Annotated in this window: 7 protein-coding genes; 3 read left to right on the top strand and 4 right to left on the bottom strand. The window is 69.0% G+C overall.

Features of this window, described 5'->3' with window-relative positions; genetic code table 11:
- Nucleotides 1–1,284, bottom strand: a complete 1,284-nt coding sequence (locus BM396_RS05300; RefSeq protein WP_043387769.1) for an amidohydrolase/deacetylase family metallohydrolase — start codon at nt 1,282–1,284, stop codon at nt 1–3.
- Nucleotides 1,285–1,405: 121 nt separating this feature from the next.
- On the opposite strand from BM396_RS05300, the gene BM396_RS05295 reads away from it, so the two are divergent.
- The gene (locus BM396_RS05295; RefSeq protein WP_043387770.1) at nt 1,406–1,924 is read left to right on the top strand and encodes a MarR family winged helix-turn-helix transcriptional regulator; all 519 of its coding nucleotides are present in this window, start codon (nt 1,406–1,408) and stop codon (nt 1,922–1,924) included.
- A gap of 102 nt (nt 1,925–2,026) precedes the next feature.
- Here the strand turns inward: BM396_RS05295 and BM396_RS33230 are convergent, their stop codons facing one another.
- On the bottom strand, nt 2,027–2,584 hold the full coding sequence (locus BM396_RS33230; RefSeq protein WP_051976275.1) for an ATP-binding cassette domain-containing protein: 558 nt from the start codon (nt 2,582–2,584) through the stop codon (nt 2,027–2,029).
- A gap of 12 nt (nt 2,585–2,596) precedes the next feature.
- Nucleotides 2,597–3,706 (bottom strand): ABC transporter transmembrane domain-containing protein, encoded by a 1,110-nt coding sequence (locus BM396_RS33225; RefSeq protein WP_280142387.1) that lies wholly within the window; start codon nt 3,704–3,706, stop codon nt 2,597–2,599.
- Between the two features lie 534 nt (nt 3,707–4,240).
- Between BM396_RS33225 and BM396_RS05285 the strand changes: the two genes are divergently transcribed.
- Nucleotides 4,241–4,813, top strand: a complete 573-nt coding sequence (locus tag BM396_RS05285) for a transposase (RefSeq protein ID WP_051976277.1) — start codon at nt 4,241–4,243, stop codon at nt 4,811–4,813.
- Here BM396_RS05285 and BM396_RS33625 read toward each other — a convergent pair.
- Nucleotides 4,777–9,921 (bottom strand): S8 family serine peptidase, encoded by a 5,145-nt coding sequence (locus BM396_RS33625; RefSeq protein ID WP_170867469.1) that lies wholly within the window; start codon nt 9,919–9,921, stop codon nt 4,777–4,779. The two genes, BM396_RS05285 and BM396_RS33625, sit on opposite strands and share 37 nt — an antisense overlap.
- A 1,575-nt stretch (nt 9,922–11,496) precedes the next feature.
- Here BM396_RS33625 and BM396_RS05275 point away from each other — a divergent pair.
- Nucleotides 11,497–18,405, top strand: a complete 6,909-nt coding sequence (locus tag BM396_RS05275) for an amidase family protein (protein WP_091994707.1) — start codon at nt 11,497–11,499, stop codon at nt 18,403–18,405.
- Nucleotides 18,406–18,452 lie beyond the last annotated feature (47 nt).

The following is an 18,452-nucleotide window of genomic DNA, read 5'->3' as shown; positions in this document are numbered from 1 at the left end:
TCAGGCCGCGATCGCCTGGGGCAGGATCGGCGAGTCGGCCTCGAATCGCTTCCCCGCGCGCAGGCAGAAGGCCGGGCGCAGCAGGCGGTCGGCGATCACCCGCGTGTCCTCGTTGTCGCGCAGCAGGAAGCGGCCGCGGTCGTCGTGCAGCACCGAGACGTCGGCCGCGTATCCGATCTTGAGGGCGCCGATCCGGTCGCCCATGCGCAGCATCTCGGCCGGATGCGACGTCACCATCGGCACCACGTTCTCCAGCGGGATGCCGAGCGCCATCATCGAGCTCATCGCCTGGGTCAGGCTGAAGCGGGCCTGGCCGAGGAAGGGATGGTTCTCGTCGTCGTGGTGCTCGTCCGGGGTGCCGGCGGGCTTCTTCACCTCGGGGACCTCGGTGTTGTAGCCGTGCATGTCGGCGCCCAGCGTGTAGGGGATCACGCCCGCCGGCAGCGAGGCGCGGGCCACGCGGTAGGAGAAGTGGCTCCCGTGGCCGACATCGACCTTCAGCCCGGCCTCCATGGCCCGGCGGATGATGTGGTGCACCTCGCCCTGCTCGTTGATGAAGCCGCCCGGGTGGCGGGTGAAGGGATGGGCCAGCACGTCGCCCGGCCGCAGCAGGGGGATCACCCGCTCGACGATGGTGTCGGCATCCTCGCCGTTGGCCCCCGATTCCGGGAGGCCCCAGAGCTGGCCGAAATGCACGTAGAGCGGCAGGTCGGCGCGCCGGCTGATCTCGGCGGCCATCTCCATCACCTTGATGCCCCAGCGGGCGAAGCCGCCGATCTCGGCATGGCCCTTGATGCCGCGCACGAGGTCGCGGTTCTCGGTGGCCGACTTCACCGTCGCGTCGATATCGACGCCGTCCGGGCTGTAGAGGTTCGGGTAGAAATGCCCCTCCAGGCCACCGACGAGGTAGGCCGACAGGAAGGCGAGCACCTGCGTCTGCGACCGCTCGGCGATGAAGTGGCGGAAGCCCGGCAGGGTCATGCAGGACGGGCCGCCCTGGTCCACCACCGTCGTGACGCCCGAGCGCACGCCGACCATGTCGGGGTTCAGGCCGAACCGGCCGGTGACGTACTGGTAGACGTGGGCGTGGGTGTCGATCATGCCGGGCAGGACGAGCTTGCCCGTGACGTCGATGACCTCGGCGGCGGCCGAGGGCAGGATCGCCTCCGCCACGGCGGCGATGCGCCCGTCCCGCACCGCGACGTCGCGGATGCCGTCGATGCCGGAGGCCGGGCAGATGACCCGCCCGCCCCGCAGAACCAGATCGTAGCGGCGATTGTCCATGTCGACCTCGTGGTCCCGGCCGGCGCGCGCCGGCCTCGCCCTTGCCAAAAGCGAAGCATGCTTCGTATTCCGGCGTTGCACGCGGCGTGCCAAGACTGGAACCGTTCTGCGGAGTCGGACGATGGATGAGGGCCTGGACGCCGGATTCGCGGCGGGGTCGGCAAAGGCGAACGGGGCGGCGGACACGCGGCACTGGCCCCTGGGCGAGCGCCCGGGCTTCCTCGCCCGCCGCATGCACCAGATCCACGTCAGCCTTTTCGCGGAAAGCTGTGCCGCGTTTCGCGTCACTCCGCTGCAGTACAGCCTGCTGTCGCTGCTGCGGGACCTGGCGGAGGCCGATCAGACGACCCTCGCGAGCGCGGTCGCCCTCGACCGGACGACGACGACCGGCGCCCTGAAACGCCTCGCGGCGCGCGGCCTGGTGAGCCGCTCGACCTCGCCCCTCGACCGCCGCGCGCAGGTCTGTCGGCTGACCGAAGCGGGGGCCGCGCTCCACAGCGCGATGGAGCCGGCGGCGCGGGCCGCGCACGCCCTGACCGTCGAGGCCCTCACCCCGGCGGAGCAGGACACCCTGACCCGGCTCCTGCGCCGCGTCATCGCGGGGCACGAGCACCGGCGCGGCCAGCCCGACATCGTGTAGGGCGCGGCGCCTGCCTAAAGAAGACACAGATTGTTCTGCGTCGAAGAGTTTCGAAAGGTTCCTTATCCCAATACCTTCGGGAAAATTGGACGGGTATTCCATTTACAGAGCGCGCGCCGGTTGCGCATAAATACGGCATGACATGCCCACAGGGCGTGCTGAGCTGATCACCCGGCGCATCTGAGCTTCCCAGCCCGGGGCGAATGCCGGTGATCCGCCCGGATCGGCCAGGGCGATGTTCTCGCGGATGGTGCGGGCGAACAGCACGTTCTCCTGCAGCACCACCCCGATCTGCCGGCGTAGCCCGGACGGGTCGAGCAGCCCGACATCGATGCCGTCGACCAGAAGCCGCCCGCGCTCGGGCAGGTACGGGCGCTGCAGCAGCTTGGTCAGCGTCGACTTGCCGGAGCCCGAGCGGCCGACGATGCCCACCACCTCGCCGGGTCGGATCTCGATGTCGAGCCCGCGCAGGATCTCCGGTCCGCCCGGCCGGTAGCGGAAGCCCACGCCCTCGAAGCGGATGTGGCCCCGCAGCGGAGGCGGGCACTGCTTGACGCCGTCAAAGCCGGGTTCGACCGGCGTGTTGAGGATGTCGCCGAGCCGGTCGACGGACAGCCGGAACTGCTGGAAGTCCTGCCAAAGCTGGGCGAGGCGCAGCACCGGCCCGCTGATCTACCCGGCCCGCATGTTGAAGGCCACGAACTCGCTGATGGTCAGCGTCCCGCCGATCACCGCCTGTGCGCCGAACCACAGCAGTGCCGCGCTCGTCACCTTGCCGGTCAGCCCGACGAGCTGGCAGCCCGCGGCGCCCAGGGTCACGCAGCGCAGGGCCGCACCGATATAGCCGGCGAGTTGCTCCTCGTAGCGGGCACGGACCTGCGGCTCGACCGCCATGGCCTTGAGGGTCTGGATGCCGCCCAGGCTCTCCACCAGCATGGACTGGTTGGCCGCCCCGCGCTGGAACTTCTCCTGCACCCGCGCCTTCAGGACGGGCGTCAGGGCGAGGGAGATCGTCGCGTAGATCGGGATCGAGGCTGCGACCACGAGGGTGAGCGTGGCCGAGTACCACGCCATCACCGCCAGGAAGGCCAGCCCGAACACCACGTCGATGACCAGGGTGAGCGCCGACGAGGTGACGAAGTTGCGCACGTTCTCCAGCTCGCGTACGCGCGCCACCGTCTGCCCGGTCGGGCGGCTCTCGAAGTAGCTGATGGGCAGCGCCACGAGGTGCCGAAACAGCTGCGCGCCGAGGATCGCGTCCATGCGGCTGGTGGTGTGGGCGAAGACGTAGGTGCGCAGCCAACTGAGCGCGGCCTCGGCAAGGTTCACCGCGAGCAGACCGACTACGAGGACCTGCAACGTCGTCAGGCCACGATGAACCAGGACCTTGTCGATCACCACCTGGGTGAACAGGGGGGCGACCAGCGCCAGCAGCTGGATGAACACCGAGACGACGAGCACCTCGGCCAGAACGTTCCTGAAGCGGCGCACGGCCGGCAGGAACCACGCCAGCCCGAACGGGGTGGGGCCTGCACTCGCGGGCGCACGGCGGACCGCAAACAGGACCTCACCGGTCCAGTTGGACGCCAGCTGTGCGAGCGTCCATGGGGTGGGGCCGCCGCCAGCCTCGCCAACGAACACGCCGGTGTCAGTGCGGCGTCCGATGACGAAGAACCGCCCGTCAGGTCCGCGTGCGATGACCGGCAGGGCGAGGGCCGAGAGGCGTTTGATGGACGATCGCCCCCGGCGTGCCTTGTACCCGCTCGCGCGGGCGATGCGGATGAGATCGTCGAAACCGCTCAGCTAGTCTGGCGAAAGATACTCGCGTGCCGCCCGATCGACGTCGAGCGCGTCTCCGGCCAATCCGAAGATGAGCGCGAGGCTGAAGAGACCGGTATCTTTGGCATATGTGGCAAAAGAGTCTGTTGTCACCTGCCAAGACCCCGAAAAACAGTCCTCATATCATCCTAAAACGGCAGATATGCTGAGATTATCATTTACGGAAGGGGCAGATGCCTTGAAGTTTTATGGAATATTCAAGGAATAATATCTTACTTTTCGCAGCACAAGGTAATTTCCACGAGAAATATGTTGAGTTTTATGTGGCATCGACTAGCTGTATTATAGTGAGTATTGGGCAATGATGTTAACAAAGTCAGACATAAACTGCCTGCGGATGGTATAAGGTTGGCCGATATCTGATGTATGCGGTATCGGATGGCCGGATAGGCAGCCAGAACGTCCGGCGGCACGCACCGTGACACTGGCACGGCCTATAGGCTGTTACGGACCTGCGGCTGCGCCAGTTTCTGGGGGATGCAGTCCCGCCGCGCCTACCCGTCCGATGTCAGCGATGAAGAATGGGCCTTGGTCGCTCCTTATCTGCCGCTGCTCCCCGAGACCGCCACCCAGCGCGAGCACAGCCTGCGGGAAGTGTTCAACGGGCTGCGCTACGTCGTGCGCTATGGCGTGCACGGCACGCCCGCCAATGCCGATGACCGCGCTGATGTAGCGGCGCTGGCCGACGCCGTGCAGGAGGCGACCGGTGACAGCGTGGATCTCGCCTACGTCGATCAGGGCTATATCGGCGAGCGTGCGGCGAGGGCGGCAGCCGATCACGACATCGCCCTGGAGGTCGTGAAGCTATCCGAGTCCAAGCGCGGCTTCGTCCTGCTGCCACGCAGATGGGTCGTCGAGCGCGCCTTCGCCTGGATGGCCCGCTTCCGCCGCTTGGCCAGCGACTACGAGCGTCTACCTGCCACCTTGGCCGGATTGCACCTCGTCGCCTTCAGCGTCCTGCTTCTATCCAGGGCCGCCGACTTCGCAACAGTCCGTAACAGCTCTAACCCCGCTTACCAGCGGTACGAGAAGCTGCCCTTGACGGCGTGATCGCACGTCCGCGCCCCGATCTGACCGTCATAGCTCAATCCCATCACTGTTCCCGGCGCCACCGCCCAGTCGAGGCCTGCGGTCACCATGGCTGCGTCCGGGGCCAGCGGCGCGCCGGCCGTCCGGAAGGCCGAGCTGCCCCGGAACGCCAGGAGAGCGGCCGGCGCCACGTCCCCGAACGCACGCCGGTAGCCGATCAGACCCTGCGCCAGCAGCGGGCCGGCGCCCCCGAACAGGTCCGCCACAACCGCCCGCGCCTGGAGGCCCGCTGTGGCCGTCTCGATGAGGTCGGTCCGCCCGAACGCCGCCAGTGCCGCCGAGCCCCCGGTCTCGGTGAAGCCGTCCCGGCGCAGGCGCAGCGCGGCCACCCCCACGAATGGCTCGACAGAGCGCTCCACCCCGCCGATCCGGTAGCCGACCTCGCCGAAGCCCTGCAGTGTGCTGCCGCCCGCCCGGCCGCTGACCGCCTGCGAGAAGCCCGGGAACAGCACGGTCCGGCGGGTGTCGAGGGCGTCCCGGCCATACAGCGCGCCGAGGCGAACCTGCACGGGTCCGAGCACTCCGCTGGCATAGGCGCCGCCAAAGCTGCCCTCGATCCGACCCGACGACTGGCGCGCGCTTATGTCGAACTGCGTGACGCCCGAGCCGCCCGCCACGCCGACGCGCCAGCCGTCGAGGTCGGCGCCCAGCCCGTCGCCGAGCACGCCCGGGCCGGCCTCGGCGCCGAGTAGGAAGCCGCCAGTCTCCCGGGTGAGGCGAGCGGTGTTGCGGGTGGCGTCGCTCGAACCGAACACCCCGAAGGCTTGCCCCCAGACGCCGTAGCGCGGCGCGAGCGGCCGCACCGGCACGAGGCCGGTGGCAGGCTCGTCCGGGGTAAGGGCGGCGTAGCCGGCCGGCAGGGTGGTGCCGGGGGCGAAGCGCTGGCCGGCGGCGCCAGTCAGGCCGGAACTGCCGGCCGGACCAGCGCCGAAGCGCAGGTGCTCGAGCAGGGTGCCCTGCGCGGCGAGGGCGGTCTGCGCCTGCACGGAGACGGCGGAGCCCTGGATTTCGCCCGACAGGCTGTTGAGCGCCTGCACGGCGCCGCAGGCTGTCTGGTTCAGGAGCGCGGTGGTCACCTGCGCGGCTGGGGTCGAGACCACCGTGGTCGTGCCGGCGCCGGCGCTCACCGCGGTGGTGACCGTACCCGTGGCTGAGACGCTCGTCGTCACGGCGGGGGGTGCGCTGCCGCCCGTGACCGGCGTGCTGGTGACGGTCGGCCCGGTGCCGTTGAGGGCACCCGCGATTGTGGCCTGGTTCGGAGTGGTTGCCGCGCTGGTGAGTGGCGCCGTCTGAGCGAAGCCGAGGGTGATGCCGTGGGCCTCGTAGGTCAGCGACGGCGTCAGGAAGGCGAGGTTGCTCGTGGTCCGCAGGCTGGTGAACGTGCCAGTGATGCCGCCGCTCGCGGTGAGCAGCGTGTAGCGCAGGACCGGTGTGTAGGTGCCCGAACCCGCCAGCACCTGCACATTGCCGCCCTGGATCGTCACCGGCCCGGTCACGTCGGTGCGGTCGTTGGACGTGGGCGTGATCCGAACCGTGTAGAACGCGCCCGGCGCGAAGGTCAGCGGGCCGTGGATCGTCAGGGTGCCGATCGCCGCGGCACTGCCCGGGGCGAGCCGGCCGCCGGCCTCGATCAGAGGGTCGCCGATCTTACCCGTGCCCGACAGCGTGCCCCCGCGCCGGACCGTCACCTCGGAGGCGCTGAGCACGCCGTCAATCTCCAGCGTGGCGTCCGCCACTGTGGTGGTACCCGTGTAGGTGCTGTGCCCAGTCAGGATCTGCCGGCCGCCGGTCAGGCTCAGGCCGCCGGTGCCGGTGATCGTACCGCTGAAGCTGCCACCGGCATCTGCCACGGTCAGCGTCTTGGTGCCGAGCGTGACGGTGCCGGCCTGGCCGACAGCCGTGTCGGCCAGGCCGGCGATCATGGTGCCCGTCCCGGTCAGGCCAGAGATGTCGAAGCTGGCGCCGGTGGCCAGCGCCACGCCGCTGGAGGCGGCGATCGAGCCAGCCCCGGCCAGCGACAGCATACCGCCGGTGATCGTGGTACGGCCGGTGTAGATGCTGGTCCCGGTCAGCGTCTGGGTGCCTGCCGTAAGGGTCAGGCCGCCGATGCCGGTGATGCTACCGCCGAAGCTGGTGCTGGCGTTGGCGATCGTGAGCGTGCTGGCGCCGAGGGTCACGGTGCCGGCTTGGCCGGGGGCTGTGTCGAGGAGGCCGGCGATGGTGGCGCTGGTCCCGGTCAGGCCGGCGATGTCGAAGGTGCCGCCCGTGGCGAGCGCCACGCCGCTGGAGGCGCTGATCGAACCGGCCCCGGCCAGGGCTAGCCTGCCGCCAGAAATCGTGGTGGTGCCCGTATAGGTGTTGGCGGCCGTGAGGATCGCGGTGCCGGTGCCGACCTTCGACAAACCGTAGCCGTTGCCGCCGTTGTCGATGGTGCCGGAGAGAGTCAGGGTGCCGCGGCCACCGAGCGTGGCATTGCCGGCTAGCGTGATCGCCCCCGAGACGCCGGCCGTGCCGGTGCCGGTGAGTGCGCCGACGCCGCCCACACCGGTGCCCGTCAGCGTCAGGGTGTTGGCGAGGGTGACGTCGTTCACGTCGAGGGTCCCGGCCGCCGCGACCGTCGCCGCTCCGGTGCCCAGCGCCGCGGCGTTAATCGCGCTGAGGGTGCCGGCCGCGATGGTGGTGCCGCCGGTGTAGGTGCTGGCGCCGGTCAGCGTGAGGGTTCCGGCGCCGGCCTTGGTCAGGCCGCCGGTTCCGTGGAGGGTGCCGGCGAAGGTGGTGGAGGTGCCGTCCCCGCCGGCGGTGAGGCGGGCGGTGCCGAGCGCGACGCGCCCCTGTCCGGCGAGGGATCCAACGGTCTCGCTGTCGGCGAGCGCCAGGGTCGCGCCGGGCGCGATGGTGACGCGGCTGAGGTCGCCGATGGCCTGCCCGCCGCGGGCGAGCAGGGTGCCGGCCGCGATGCTGGTGGCGCCCGTGTAGGTGTTGGTGCCCGCCAGGGTGAGGGTTCCGGGGCCGGCCTTGGTGAGGCCGCCGGGTCCGGAGAGGGCCTGTGCGAGGGTGACGGTGTTGGCGGGATCGGCGATGTCGAGGCCGCCGCCGTTCCGGCCCCAGGTGATCGGGCGGGTGGTGGAGGTGAAGGCGGTTCCGGTGATCTGGAGGGTTCCGCCGTCGAAGGCGAGGGCACCGGTGGCGGCGCCGAGGTTGACGTCGCGCGAGACCGAGAGGGTGCCGCCCGCCAGGACGACGCCGCCCGAGAAGGTGTTCGTGCCGCTCAGCGTCAGCGTCCCATCCCCGAGCTTGATCAGGCTGCCCTGGGTGGGGATTTCGGCGAAAGAGGCGATCCGTATGGGCTCGAACCGAGACTCGTTCTGCCAATCGCGGACGATCTGAGCGATGGTGCTGTCGTAATCGGCGCTCGTCAGCCCCGAGAGATAGCCGCTCAGGAGGTTGCCCATGTCGTTGCGGGCAGAGGCGTAGGCCGGGTTCGTGAGGGGCCAGACGTTGTCATACCCGTTGGACCGGACGAACGTCGCCAGGACCTGGTTAGCGACGGGATCGTTGTTGGCGGCCTTGATAGCGTTCAGGATCCCGGATTCGCTGCCGTTGCGCAGTGCGCTGACGACGCCGTCCAGCGCAGTCAGGCTTGCCGGCAGGCCGGCCGTCAGGACCGGGGGCTGAAGGCGGGAAGCGAGGGTGGCCTTGCGGGTCGCCCATGTGGCCGCCTCGGCGTCGTTCTCCCGTTTGCGCTGGATCAGCGCGTCCTCGGAGATGTCGTTGGACCATGTGTCCTTCACGCCCGCGGGGAGGTTCGCGGCGACGGGCCCCAGGAACTGGCCGGGCCCCCGCATGGCCTTGTCGAGGTCGATCAGGCCCCAGCCCCAGACTGCGTTGGGCGCATTGGGGTTGGCGTCGGGAACGCCATCGACGGCATTGCGGTGATAGGCGGTGGTGAGCAGGACGTCGCGGGTCTGCGTGTTGGACATGTACGGATAGCGCTGCATGATGACCGCCAGCGCACCGGTGGCGTGTGGCGCCGCCATCGAGGTCCCGCCGATCGTGGTGTAGCCGGTCTGATTGTTTGGATCGATACTCCAGTCTTGAGCACTCCAGACGGCGCTCCGCGTGTATATCGGTGCCGTACTGTTGATTTCGTCGCCAGGAGCGACGACGAACCAATATTTGGCGGCGCCGGCGCGGTTCGAGTATGACACGAGGATGACATCCTCGGAGGCCGTGCTTCCGTTGGCGCCTCGTCCGGCCGCGCCGATTGCGAGCCAGTTCTTCTCGATATCCGGCCGGAAGGACGGCAGGGACGAGCGCACGTTCGGATTGTCCCAGCCGGTGTTTCCCGCAGCGAAGACTTGGATGATGCCGTACTGCTTGGCGACATCCGACAAGGCATCGAGATAGCCGAGCTGGCCGTCGAATTTCGTGTAGGCTTGGCGTAAGCCAGGGAGCGTGTTGTAGTTGTCCGTTGGCGGGGGGCTGCCCCAGGACGAGTTGATCGCCCGGGCGCCGGCGGCCGCGAGACTGCCATAGGCGTTCTTGAAGTACGCGTAGTCGGCGTTCGCCCCGTAGATGCCTTCATCCGTCGTGTGCGTGTTCGCAACGTAGAGTTTGGCGTCGAACGCCACGCCGTGCATGCCGACGCCGTTGCGGGAGGCCGCGATCGACCCGCTCACGTGGGTGCCGTGCGGATCGTTGACGGCCGGATCGTAGGTGCCGGGAACGGTGTAGGGCTCGCCCTTGTCGAAGAAACTCGGCTGCGGAGACCGGTCGTCCGGCACCCCGGACCCATTCGTGAAGTAATAGCCGTCCGATCCGAAGGTGCCGGTGATCGTGAGCGGCTTCACGCGGCCGTCGGCGAATTCCGGGTGGGCGGTGTAGATGCCCGAATCGACCACGCCGACCGTGACGCCCAAACCCGTGTAGCCGGCCGCATAGGCATCGGCGGCGCGCATCGCCCCCAGGCCCCAGTCGGCCTGATATTCCGGCGTGCGCCACGACGCCGGATCGGTGCTGACGGCGCTCTGCGCGAGGGAAAGGTTCGGCCCGGACCATCCCAGAGCCACGAGGCCCAGGCTCGCGCCCCATGAGACCGATAAAACCGAATCCCGAAGACGCCTCTTTTCGATGAAGAACGCTGGAAATTCGATTTTCTTGTACATTTAATCCGCCCGCGATTCAAAATATCGCATCAACGGAAGATTTTCGATCAGACGTCAGGTGTCATCTGATCTCAATCTCGTTATCATGCGCGGGTAAAATCTAAGTCTACCTTCGTTTGGGTCGCAACTGGCGGTAATGGATTTCGAAAAAGCCATAGTGACGAGATAAAAAGCAACCGAAGAATGTTGATTTCCTCGCGAATTCTGTGCTAATCGAGTGCCGGCTAATCGATTACATCGACCATTCTTCATATTGGCACAGAAATTGCGTCGAGGGCGAAATCGAAGTGTCACATCAACAGGTCGGTACGCTGTATTTCTGCCACACCTTCGACGCCTGGCGATCCTATGTCGGAGCGACTCTGGCCGAGCGGTTTGACCGGACGTGCCGTGGGAAGGTGGGTATTCTCGGCCCGCCGTTGGAGGCCGCGCTCGTCGCGCTCGACGACCGGCCGAGCTCTAGCCTGCGGCGCCTGCTGCCAAGATGGGCGGCAGTTCGACGCGACGGCAGCGTTCCCGGAAGGGTCTCCGGTCAGTTTGCGCGGATGGGGCCGACGCCTCGTCCGACCCCATCCTGGGTTGGCCGCCGCTGAAGCCGGCCGCCGTCCGCGGAGGCCTCGCGGCGTGTGCCCCCTCTTTGCCGGCAGAAGCGGACGCTCACGCACGCGGGATGTGCCGGCCGAATTGTGGCAATTCGGTTACATGCCCGGCCAAACGATCGTGATCGACGCGATTTGCGCCCCCGTCCACACGATGGATCGACAATGGTGGCAAGCAATTATCATGCCAAAATCAGGAAATGCTGGGATCTGCCGCAATCGACCGGCGGCAGAACCCCGGGATGACGAATTACACATCCTTCAATAGAGGAAAAATGTACAGATAATACGGTCTATAATGACGGCACTTGAAAGATCGGAAAGTTATTTTCTATCTCATCGGCATGAGCGCCGCAGATTTTATCGCCGACTCGCCGTGTCGCGACTTCGATGATCCACGGACCTGTTTCGCCTGCGTGAGAAGAACGTCGACGACCGCCCTTCAAATCTCTGGGGCGGCCGGTTCGAACGGAGAAGCCAAGTGACCGGCCATAGGCCGATCCGTCGTACGGCGCTCGCGCACCGGACGCCCGGTCGCGGGTCCCGCTGTGCCCATAGGCAAAGCTCGGTCGCGGTCCGGCCGTCCGCCTCGTCCCAGTCCGTCCGGCCGATCGACACCGTGCCGGCGCCGGTCTCGCGATCCCGCTTGCCGAATGGCCATTCTCGCCCGTCGAAGGCGGCAGGGTCGATAAAATCGCGGCCCTGCGTGTCCGGGGCTTTCCGGCGACTCCATCGCGGCACGCCCGCCGGCGCGCCGTGCCGGTCGGCGCGCGGGTGCCGTCACCGAGGGCAGAGGCCCGGGTGAGTCCGTCCGCGGCCCGGATGCCGCGCCCCGGCCCGTCGAAGTCCCTTGTCCAGATCACAGCTCCGGAGATCGACCATGTTCCTTGGCCTGCCCGCGTCACGGGGGCGACTGCGCGTTTCCGGAACCCTCCTGGGCGCCCTGTGGCTGACCGTGCCGGCCTCCGCACAGGCGAGCGATCCCCAGAATCAGCTCGCCCTGCGTGACGTCGTCCGCGCTGCCTATATCCGCGCCGGCCAGCCCAAGACCGACGCAGAGATCGCCACCTTGTCGGTCTCCGCCCGGCCGCTGGTGACCTTCGACCCGCGCGCCGCGACGGAAGCCGACATCGTCGGTCTCGTGGGGCGGCTCGGGCTCACGGACGCCTCGCTGCCGAAGCCGCCGGACCCCGTCTCCCTGACGCGAACCCTCTCGAGCAATCCGCTGCCCGATTACGGCGGCGTCGACCTCACCGGGCGAACAGCCTTGGACCTCGGCGGCATGCTGCAACGGGGCGAGACGACGTCGCGCGAGATCGTGTTGCAGTACCTGTACAAGATCCAGCAACTCGACCATGCAGGCCCGGCCCTGCGCTCCGTCGAGCAGATCAATCCGGATATCCTGACGCTCGCCGACCAAGCGGATGCGCAGCGGATGGAGGCGCAGCGCCAGGGCCGGACGCTGCCGCCGCTCTTCGGCGTACCGGTTCTGCTCAAGATGAATATCGGCACCGCCGACGATCTGCGCACCACTGCGGGCTCGGCCGCCCTGATCGGATCCCGTCCGGCCGCCGAGGCGACGCTGGTGACCGGGATGCGGGAGCAGGGCCTGCTTATCCTGGGCAAGGCCAATATGGGCCAGTGGGCCGGGCTGACGAGCAACAATCAAAGCAGCACGGGCGGTCAGACGATCAGCCCGGTCGATCCGTCGATCGCGGTGGCCGGATCCAGCAGCGGGCCGAGCATCGCGGCTGCCATGCGCTTCGCGCCGCTTACCGTCGGATCGCAAACCTCCGACTCGATCATCTATCCAGCGCAGCAGCAAGGTCTCTACGCACTCAAGCCGACGGCGGGCCTGATCAGCACGACCGGCATCACGCCCTATTCCCGGCAAATCGACACCGCCGGCCCGATGGGCAACAGCGTCCACGACCTCGCCGCCGCCCTCAACGGGATGGTCAAGCTCGACACGACCGACACGCGCAGCAAGGACTTCGTCCGGCCTGCCGACTACAATGCCGGCCTGACCGGTGACCTGACCGGCCTGAAGGTCGGCGTCTACAGCGCGACGCCCACCGAGGATCCTCAGCGGCCCGCGCAGTTCAATTCCCTCGTCGGCGGGATGCTGACGGCCGCGCACGCCGCCGTCGTGTCGCTCGATCGCGCCAGCGTCGACGCGGCGGTGAAGACGGCGGTCCTGGCGATGTCGGACGACGATCTCGTCCAGTTCGTGAAGCTTGCCGATTCATCCGTGCAGATTCCGACCGATCCGGCCGCCAGGGCCGCAGTTCTGAGCGATTTTCGGCAATCCTTCGACAACGGGGCCAGGTGGGTCGAAGCCGCGACCACCGGGGCCTCACCATTCTACTTCTACGATGCCTACGTTTCGATTTCGAGCTACCTTGCCTCTCGTGTCTCATCGCCCGACGATTACAAGAGCGCTCTCGTCCGGCTGCTCGGAGACAAGTTCTCGCGGCTGAACGTGGATCCGAAGGTATTCGCCCGCACGATCGACGACCTCGTGGCCTTCGCCAAGAAGAACCCGGACCTCGATAGCGGCGAGATGGCCCTGGCTGGTCTGGCCGTAGATAAGGTCGGCCCCTACGCCTCCATCGACGAATTCAAACGCGCCTATGCGAATTGGATCCGGATCTCGACGACGCTGATGTCGAATGTCCGCAATGCACTCGGTGTCGATGCGGTGGTCGGCTTTCTCGGCACTGACGACGACACCAACGACGGCCTCGGCATATTTACCTTCTCGACGGAACAGACTTCCTCATCGCCCCAACTCAACGTGCCCTTTCAGGTGGGTGGGGCGCCGGCGAACATCCTCATCGACGCCAATCCCTATCAGGAGCAGACGCTGCTGAGGATCGGCCAAGCCCTCCAGCAGCAACTGAGCTCCGATGCGTTCCGGCAGTATCGGGCCGTGGCGCCCAATCCTCCCGCGACAAGCTATGGCGACGATCAGCCGGACGATAACGGGCCGCTCCTGCCGTTCGTCCTCAAGAACCTCGACGACCATGGCCGCGCCACCAAGGCCCATCTGCTGACGACCGAGATGGCGCCGCTGGTGCTCGACGTCACTGACGCGAGCATGGCGCCGCACTTCGACGGTCGCATCTCCGGCAATGGCGGCTTGATCAAGGACGGGACCGGCATTCAGCTCCTGACCGGGACGAGCGACTTCACCGGCGGGGTCGCCGTCTGGCAGGGCGGGCTTGCCGTCGACAAGACCGAGGCGCTCGGCGACCCCAGCAACAGCGTGACGCTGGAGAAGAAGAGCGCGCTGATCGCCACCCGGAGCTTCGCGCTCGGGCGGCCCGTCATCCTGCGCGACGGCGGTACCCTCGGGGTGCTCGCCGGTGCGACGCTCACGGAAGATGCGGTCGTGTCCGGCAATGGCGGCCTGTCCAAGACGGGCCTGGGCCGATTGAGCCTTCGGGCCGACAACACCTATACGGGCGGCACGCAGATCCTGGCGGGCACCGTTTCAGTATCGCGGGAGGCGAATCTCGGCCAGGCCTACGGGGCTGTCACGATCGGCGACGGGGCCGCCCTGGAGGCGATGGCGAGCTTCACGACCACGCGTCCCTTCACCCTGGAGGGTGTCTCGGGTCTGGTCGTCGATCCGGCGCAGACCCTGACGGTGTCGAACGTCGTGTCCGGTCCGGGGACCTTGTCCAAGCTCGGGCTGGGCACGCTGACGCTCTCCGGCACGAACACCTTCTCGGGCGGTGTCGTGCTCGCGGGCGGCACCCTCTCGGTGGCGCGCGACGCCAACCTCGGCGCCGCCACCGGTTCGCTCGCCTTCGACGGCGGAACCCTCCAGATCACCGGAACCGCCTTCTCCTCCACGACCCGCCCGATCACCTGGAGCCGGAACGGCGGCGGCCTCGACATCGCCGATCCCGCCAACACCGTCACCCTCGCCCAGTCCCTCTCCGGATCCGGCGGACTGACCAAGCTCGGCTCCGGGACCCTCGCCCTGGCGGGCACCAACATCTACACGGGCGCCACCACCCTCGCGGAAGGCACCTTGCTCGCCCGCGGCGGGCAGGCCATCGGCGACCGCAGCGCCGTCACCATCGCGGCCGGCGCAACCCTGGCGCTCGCCGACAGCGAGACCATCGGATCCCTCGCCGGACAGGGCCGCGTCGCGCTCGGCAACGCCCGCCTCACCGCCGGAGCGGACGGCACCTCCACCACCTTCGCCGGCACCCTCGACGGAACCGGCGGACTGACCAAGGCCGGCACCGGAACCCTGACGCTGATTGGCGCCAGCACCTACACCGGCGGCACCACTATCGCGGCCGGCACCCTCAACCTCTCCGCGACCGCCCGTCTCCTCGCCCCACTCGTCAGCTGGCCCGACACCGTCCTGGTCAACGCCGGAACCCTGGCGGGCGGGCTCATCAATGCCGGCACGGCGTTCAATAGCGGCGCCATCACAGGCGGCGTCGCCAATATCGGCAGCCTGACCACCTCCGGCACGGTGGCGGGCGGGCTGACCAACACCGGCACGGTGCTGGCCAGCGCCGGCCGGATCGACGGCGCCATCCGCAACGACGCCGGGACCCTCGCCGTCACCGGAACTGTGGCCAGCGACGGAACCTTCGCCAACGCTGCCGGTGCGACGCTGGCGGTCACCGGCGCCTACAGCCTCGCCGGGCCGCTCACCAACGCCGGCACGGTCGCGGTCGCGCGGGCCGCCAGCCTCACGGCGTCCGCCGGCCTCGGCAATGCCGGCCGCCTCACGAATGGCGGGACGATCACCGGAGGGGTCGCAAACACCGGCTGGCTCACGACCAGCGGAACCATCGCCGGCAGCCTCATCAATGCCGGCTGGACCCAGAACAGCGGCGCCGTCACGGGCGGCGTGTCGAACAGCGCTACGCTCGCCACCTCCGGTACGATCGCGGGCGGGCTGACCAACACCGGCACCGTCACGGCCAGCGCCGGCCGGATCGACGGCGCCATCCGCAACGAGGCCGGCACCCTCGCCGTCACCGGCGCGGTGGCCGGCGACAACACCTTCACCAACGCCGCAGGCGCAACGCTCGCGGTCACCGGCGCCTACAGCCTCAGCGGGCCGCTCACCAACGCCGGTACGGTCGCGGTCGCGCGGACCGCGAGCCTCACGGCGGCCGCCGGCCTCGGCAATGCCGGCAGCCTCACGAATGGGGGGACGATCACCGGCGCGGTCGCGAACACCGGCACGCTCACGAATGACGGAATCATCTCCGGCGGCCTCGCCAATGCCGGTCAGGCAGCCAACAGCGGCACCATCACGGGCGGTGTGTCGAACAGCGGCAACCTCGCGACGAACGGGGTGATCTCCGGCGGCCTCGCCAATGCCGGCTGGACCCAGAACAGCGGCGCCATCGCGGGCGGCGTGTCGAACAGCGGCATGCTCGCCACTGCCGGCACGATCGCGGGCGGGCTGATCAACACGGGTACCGTCACGGCCTCCGCCGGCCGGATCGACGGCGCCATCCGCAACGGGGCCGGCACCCTCGCCGTCACCGGGGCGGTGGCCAGCGACAGCACGTTCGCCAACGCCGCGGGCGCGACCCTGGCGGTCACCGGCGCCTACGGCCTCAGCGGGCTGCTCACCAACGTCGGCACCGTCACGGTCGCCGACGGCGGCCGATTCCTGGCCGGCGGCATCGCCAATGCCGGCCTGCTCACCGTGGCGCAGAATGCCAGCGTCGTCGACGACCTGCTCAACACCGGCCGCCTCGTCAACGCCGGCAGCTTCACCGCCGACGCCGTCAACGCCGCCGGCGCCACGCTCGTCAACACCGGCACCTTCACCACGGTCTCCGCGCCCTTCGCCAATGCCGGCACCCTGATCAGTTCCGGCACCCTCACGGGTGGGCTGGCCAATACCGGCATCGTCCAGGCCTCGGGCGTGCTCGCGGGCGCTGTGAGCAACGCCCCCGGCGCCACGTTCGCGCTCACCGGACCGACCACCGGCATCACCCGGCTCACCAACGACGGCAGCCTCGACCTCGGCCGCACCGACCTCGCGGTCGGCTCGCTGGCCGGCTCAACGCCCGAGGCCGTGCTCGGCAACGGTCAGCTCACCGTCGGCGGCGACGGCGCCTCCACCCTCTATGCCGGCCGGATCGTCGACGGCGCCACGCAGACCAGCCTGATCAAGGTCGGGCCCGGCACCCTGACGCTGTCGGGGCTCAGCACCCTGTCCGGGCCGGTCCGCGTGCTCGGCGGCGAACTCGCCGTCGCCGGAGCCCTGCCCAACGCCACCCTCGCGATCGGGCCAGGCAGTCTGCTGACCGGCGAGGCCCGGTTTGGCAGCCTGAGCCTCAGCACCGGTGCGACGCTCGCCCCGGGCATCGGCGCGGGAGCGCTGGGCCGGATCAGCGTAGCCGGCAGCCTCGTCCTGGCGCCGGGGGCGCTCTACCGGGTCGATGCCACCGCGGACGGCCGCGCCGACCGGGTCGACGTCGGCGGCAGCGCCACGGTGACGGGCGCCACCGTCCAGGCGGTTGCCGGCACCGGCCAATATGCGCCGCGTACGCGCTACACCATCCTGACCGCGGCGGCCGGCGTGCAGGATCGGTTTGCCGGGGTGAGCAGCAACTTCGCCTTCCTGACCCCGTTCCTGGGATACGCCTCCGACGCGGTGACGCTGACGCTGGCGCGCAACGACCTCGACTTCGCCGCGGTGGCGCAGACGCGCAACCAGCGCGCGGCGGCTGCGGCCGCACAGGCGGGCGCGGTCGGTTCGCCGCTCTACGACGCCGTGGCGATGCTCTCGGCGCCTCGAGCGCAGTCAGCGTTCGGCGCGCTTTCGGGGGACGGGCATGCCACCCTCGCCACGACCGTGTTCGCCAATGCCGGCCTTCTGCGCGAGGCGGTGCTCGACCGTCTGCGCTGGGACGCGGCTCCGGGGGCGCGGCCGGGCGATGGGTTGGAGTCGGCCGTGAGCCTGTGGGGACAGGGGCTCGGCAGCGTCGGGCGCGTGCGCGCGGATGGCAACGCCGCCGGGCTGTCTCGCCACAGCGCCGGCTTCCTGCTGGGCCTGGACGCGCGGGTCGGCACGTCGCTTGGCGCCCTGCGCATGGGCGCGGTCGGCGGCAGCCTGGAGTCTGGCTTTGCCAGCCCGGCCCAGGTCCAGGCCGGCGCGCTCACGAGCACGTTCGGTGGCGTCTACGGCAGCCTGGAGGCGGGATCGGCCATACTGCGGTTCGGGGCGCTGGCGGCGGACGATCCGGCCCAGCTCCGGCGCGTGGTCGCGTTCCCGGGGCTGTCGGACAGCGCCACGGCGCGGCTGGGCGGGCATAGCGTGCAGGGCTTCGGCGAGGCGGGCTATCGGATCGGCCTGAGCGCGGCGGTTGAGCTGGAGCCGTTTGCGGGCGGGACGGTGGTGTCGGTCACGCGCGAGCGGTTCGCAGAGCGGGGCGGAGCGGCCACGCTGACCGGCTTCGGGCAGGAACACACGGTGCCGAGCGCCATCATGGGCTTGCGGATGCAAGCGCCGCTGGACCGCGACGTTCCTGCTCTGGCGTTCGTGCATGGGATGATCGCCTACCGGCGGTCGTTCGGCGACTTGGCGCCGAGTGTGCCGCTGGCATTCCGGGGGACCGGGGCGCGGTTCGCGAGCCGGGGTCTGCCGCTCGACCGGGACGTGCTGGTGAGCGAGGTCGGGCTCGGGCTGATGCTCGCGCCGGGCCTGAGCGCCGGCCTGTCCTACACCGGGCAGATTGGGGCACGCGCCCAGGACCACGCTGCCAAGGGAAGCTTGGTGTATAAATTTTAAAAATTATTCCCCAATCAGACTGCAATTTGGTGGGCGTCCCGGAGTGA

Origin of the sequence: Methylobacterium sp. UNCCL125, assembly GCF_900116795.1 — a bacterium.
Taxonomy (GTDB): domain Bacteria; phylum Pseudomonadota; class Alphaproteobacteria; order Rhizobiales; family Beijerinckiaceae; genus Methylobacterium; species Methylobacterium fujisawaense.
Note: the sequence above shows the minus strand (reverse complement) of the source record. Positions and strands in the feature narration are given on the sequence as shown.

Bases quoted from the DNA above. Each gene is read 5' to 3' on its own strand.
- BM396_RS05275 (WP_091994707.1), top strand. From the start codon at position 11,497: ATGTTCCTTGGCCTGCCCGCGTCACGGGGGCGACTGCGCGTTTCCGGA.
- BM396_RS05285 (WP_051976277.1), top strand. From the start codon at position 4,241: ATGCAGTCCCGCCGCGCCTACCCGTCCGATGTCAGCGATGAAGAATGG.
- BM396_RS05295 (WP_043387770.1), top strand. From the start codon at position 1,406: ATGGATGAGGGCCTGGACGCCGGATTCGCGGCGGGGTCGGCAAAGGCG.
- BM396_RS05300 (WP_043387769.1), bottom strand. From the start codon at position 1,284: ATGGACAATCGCCGCTACGATCTGGTTCTGCGGGGCGGGCGGGTCATC.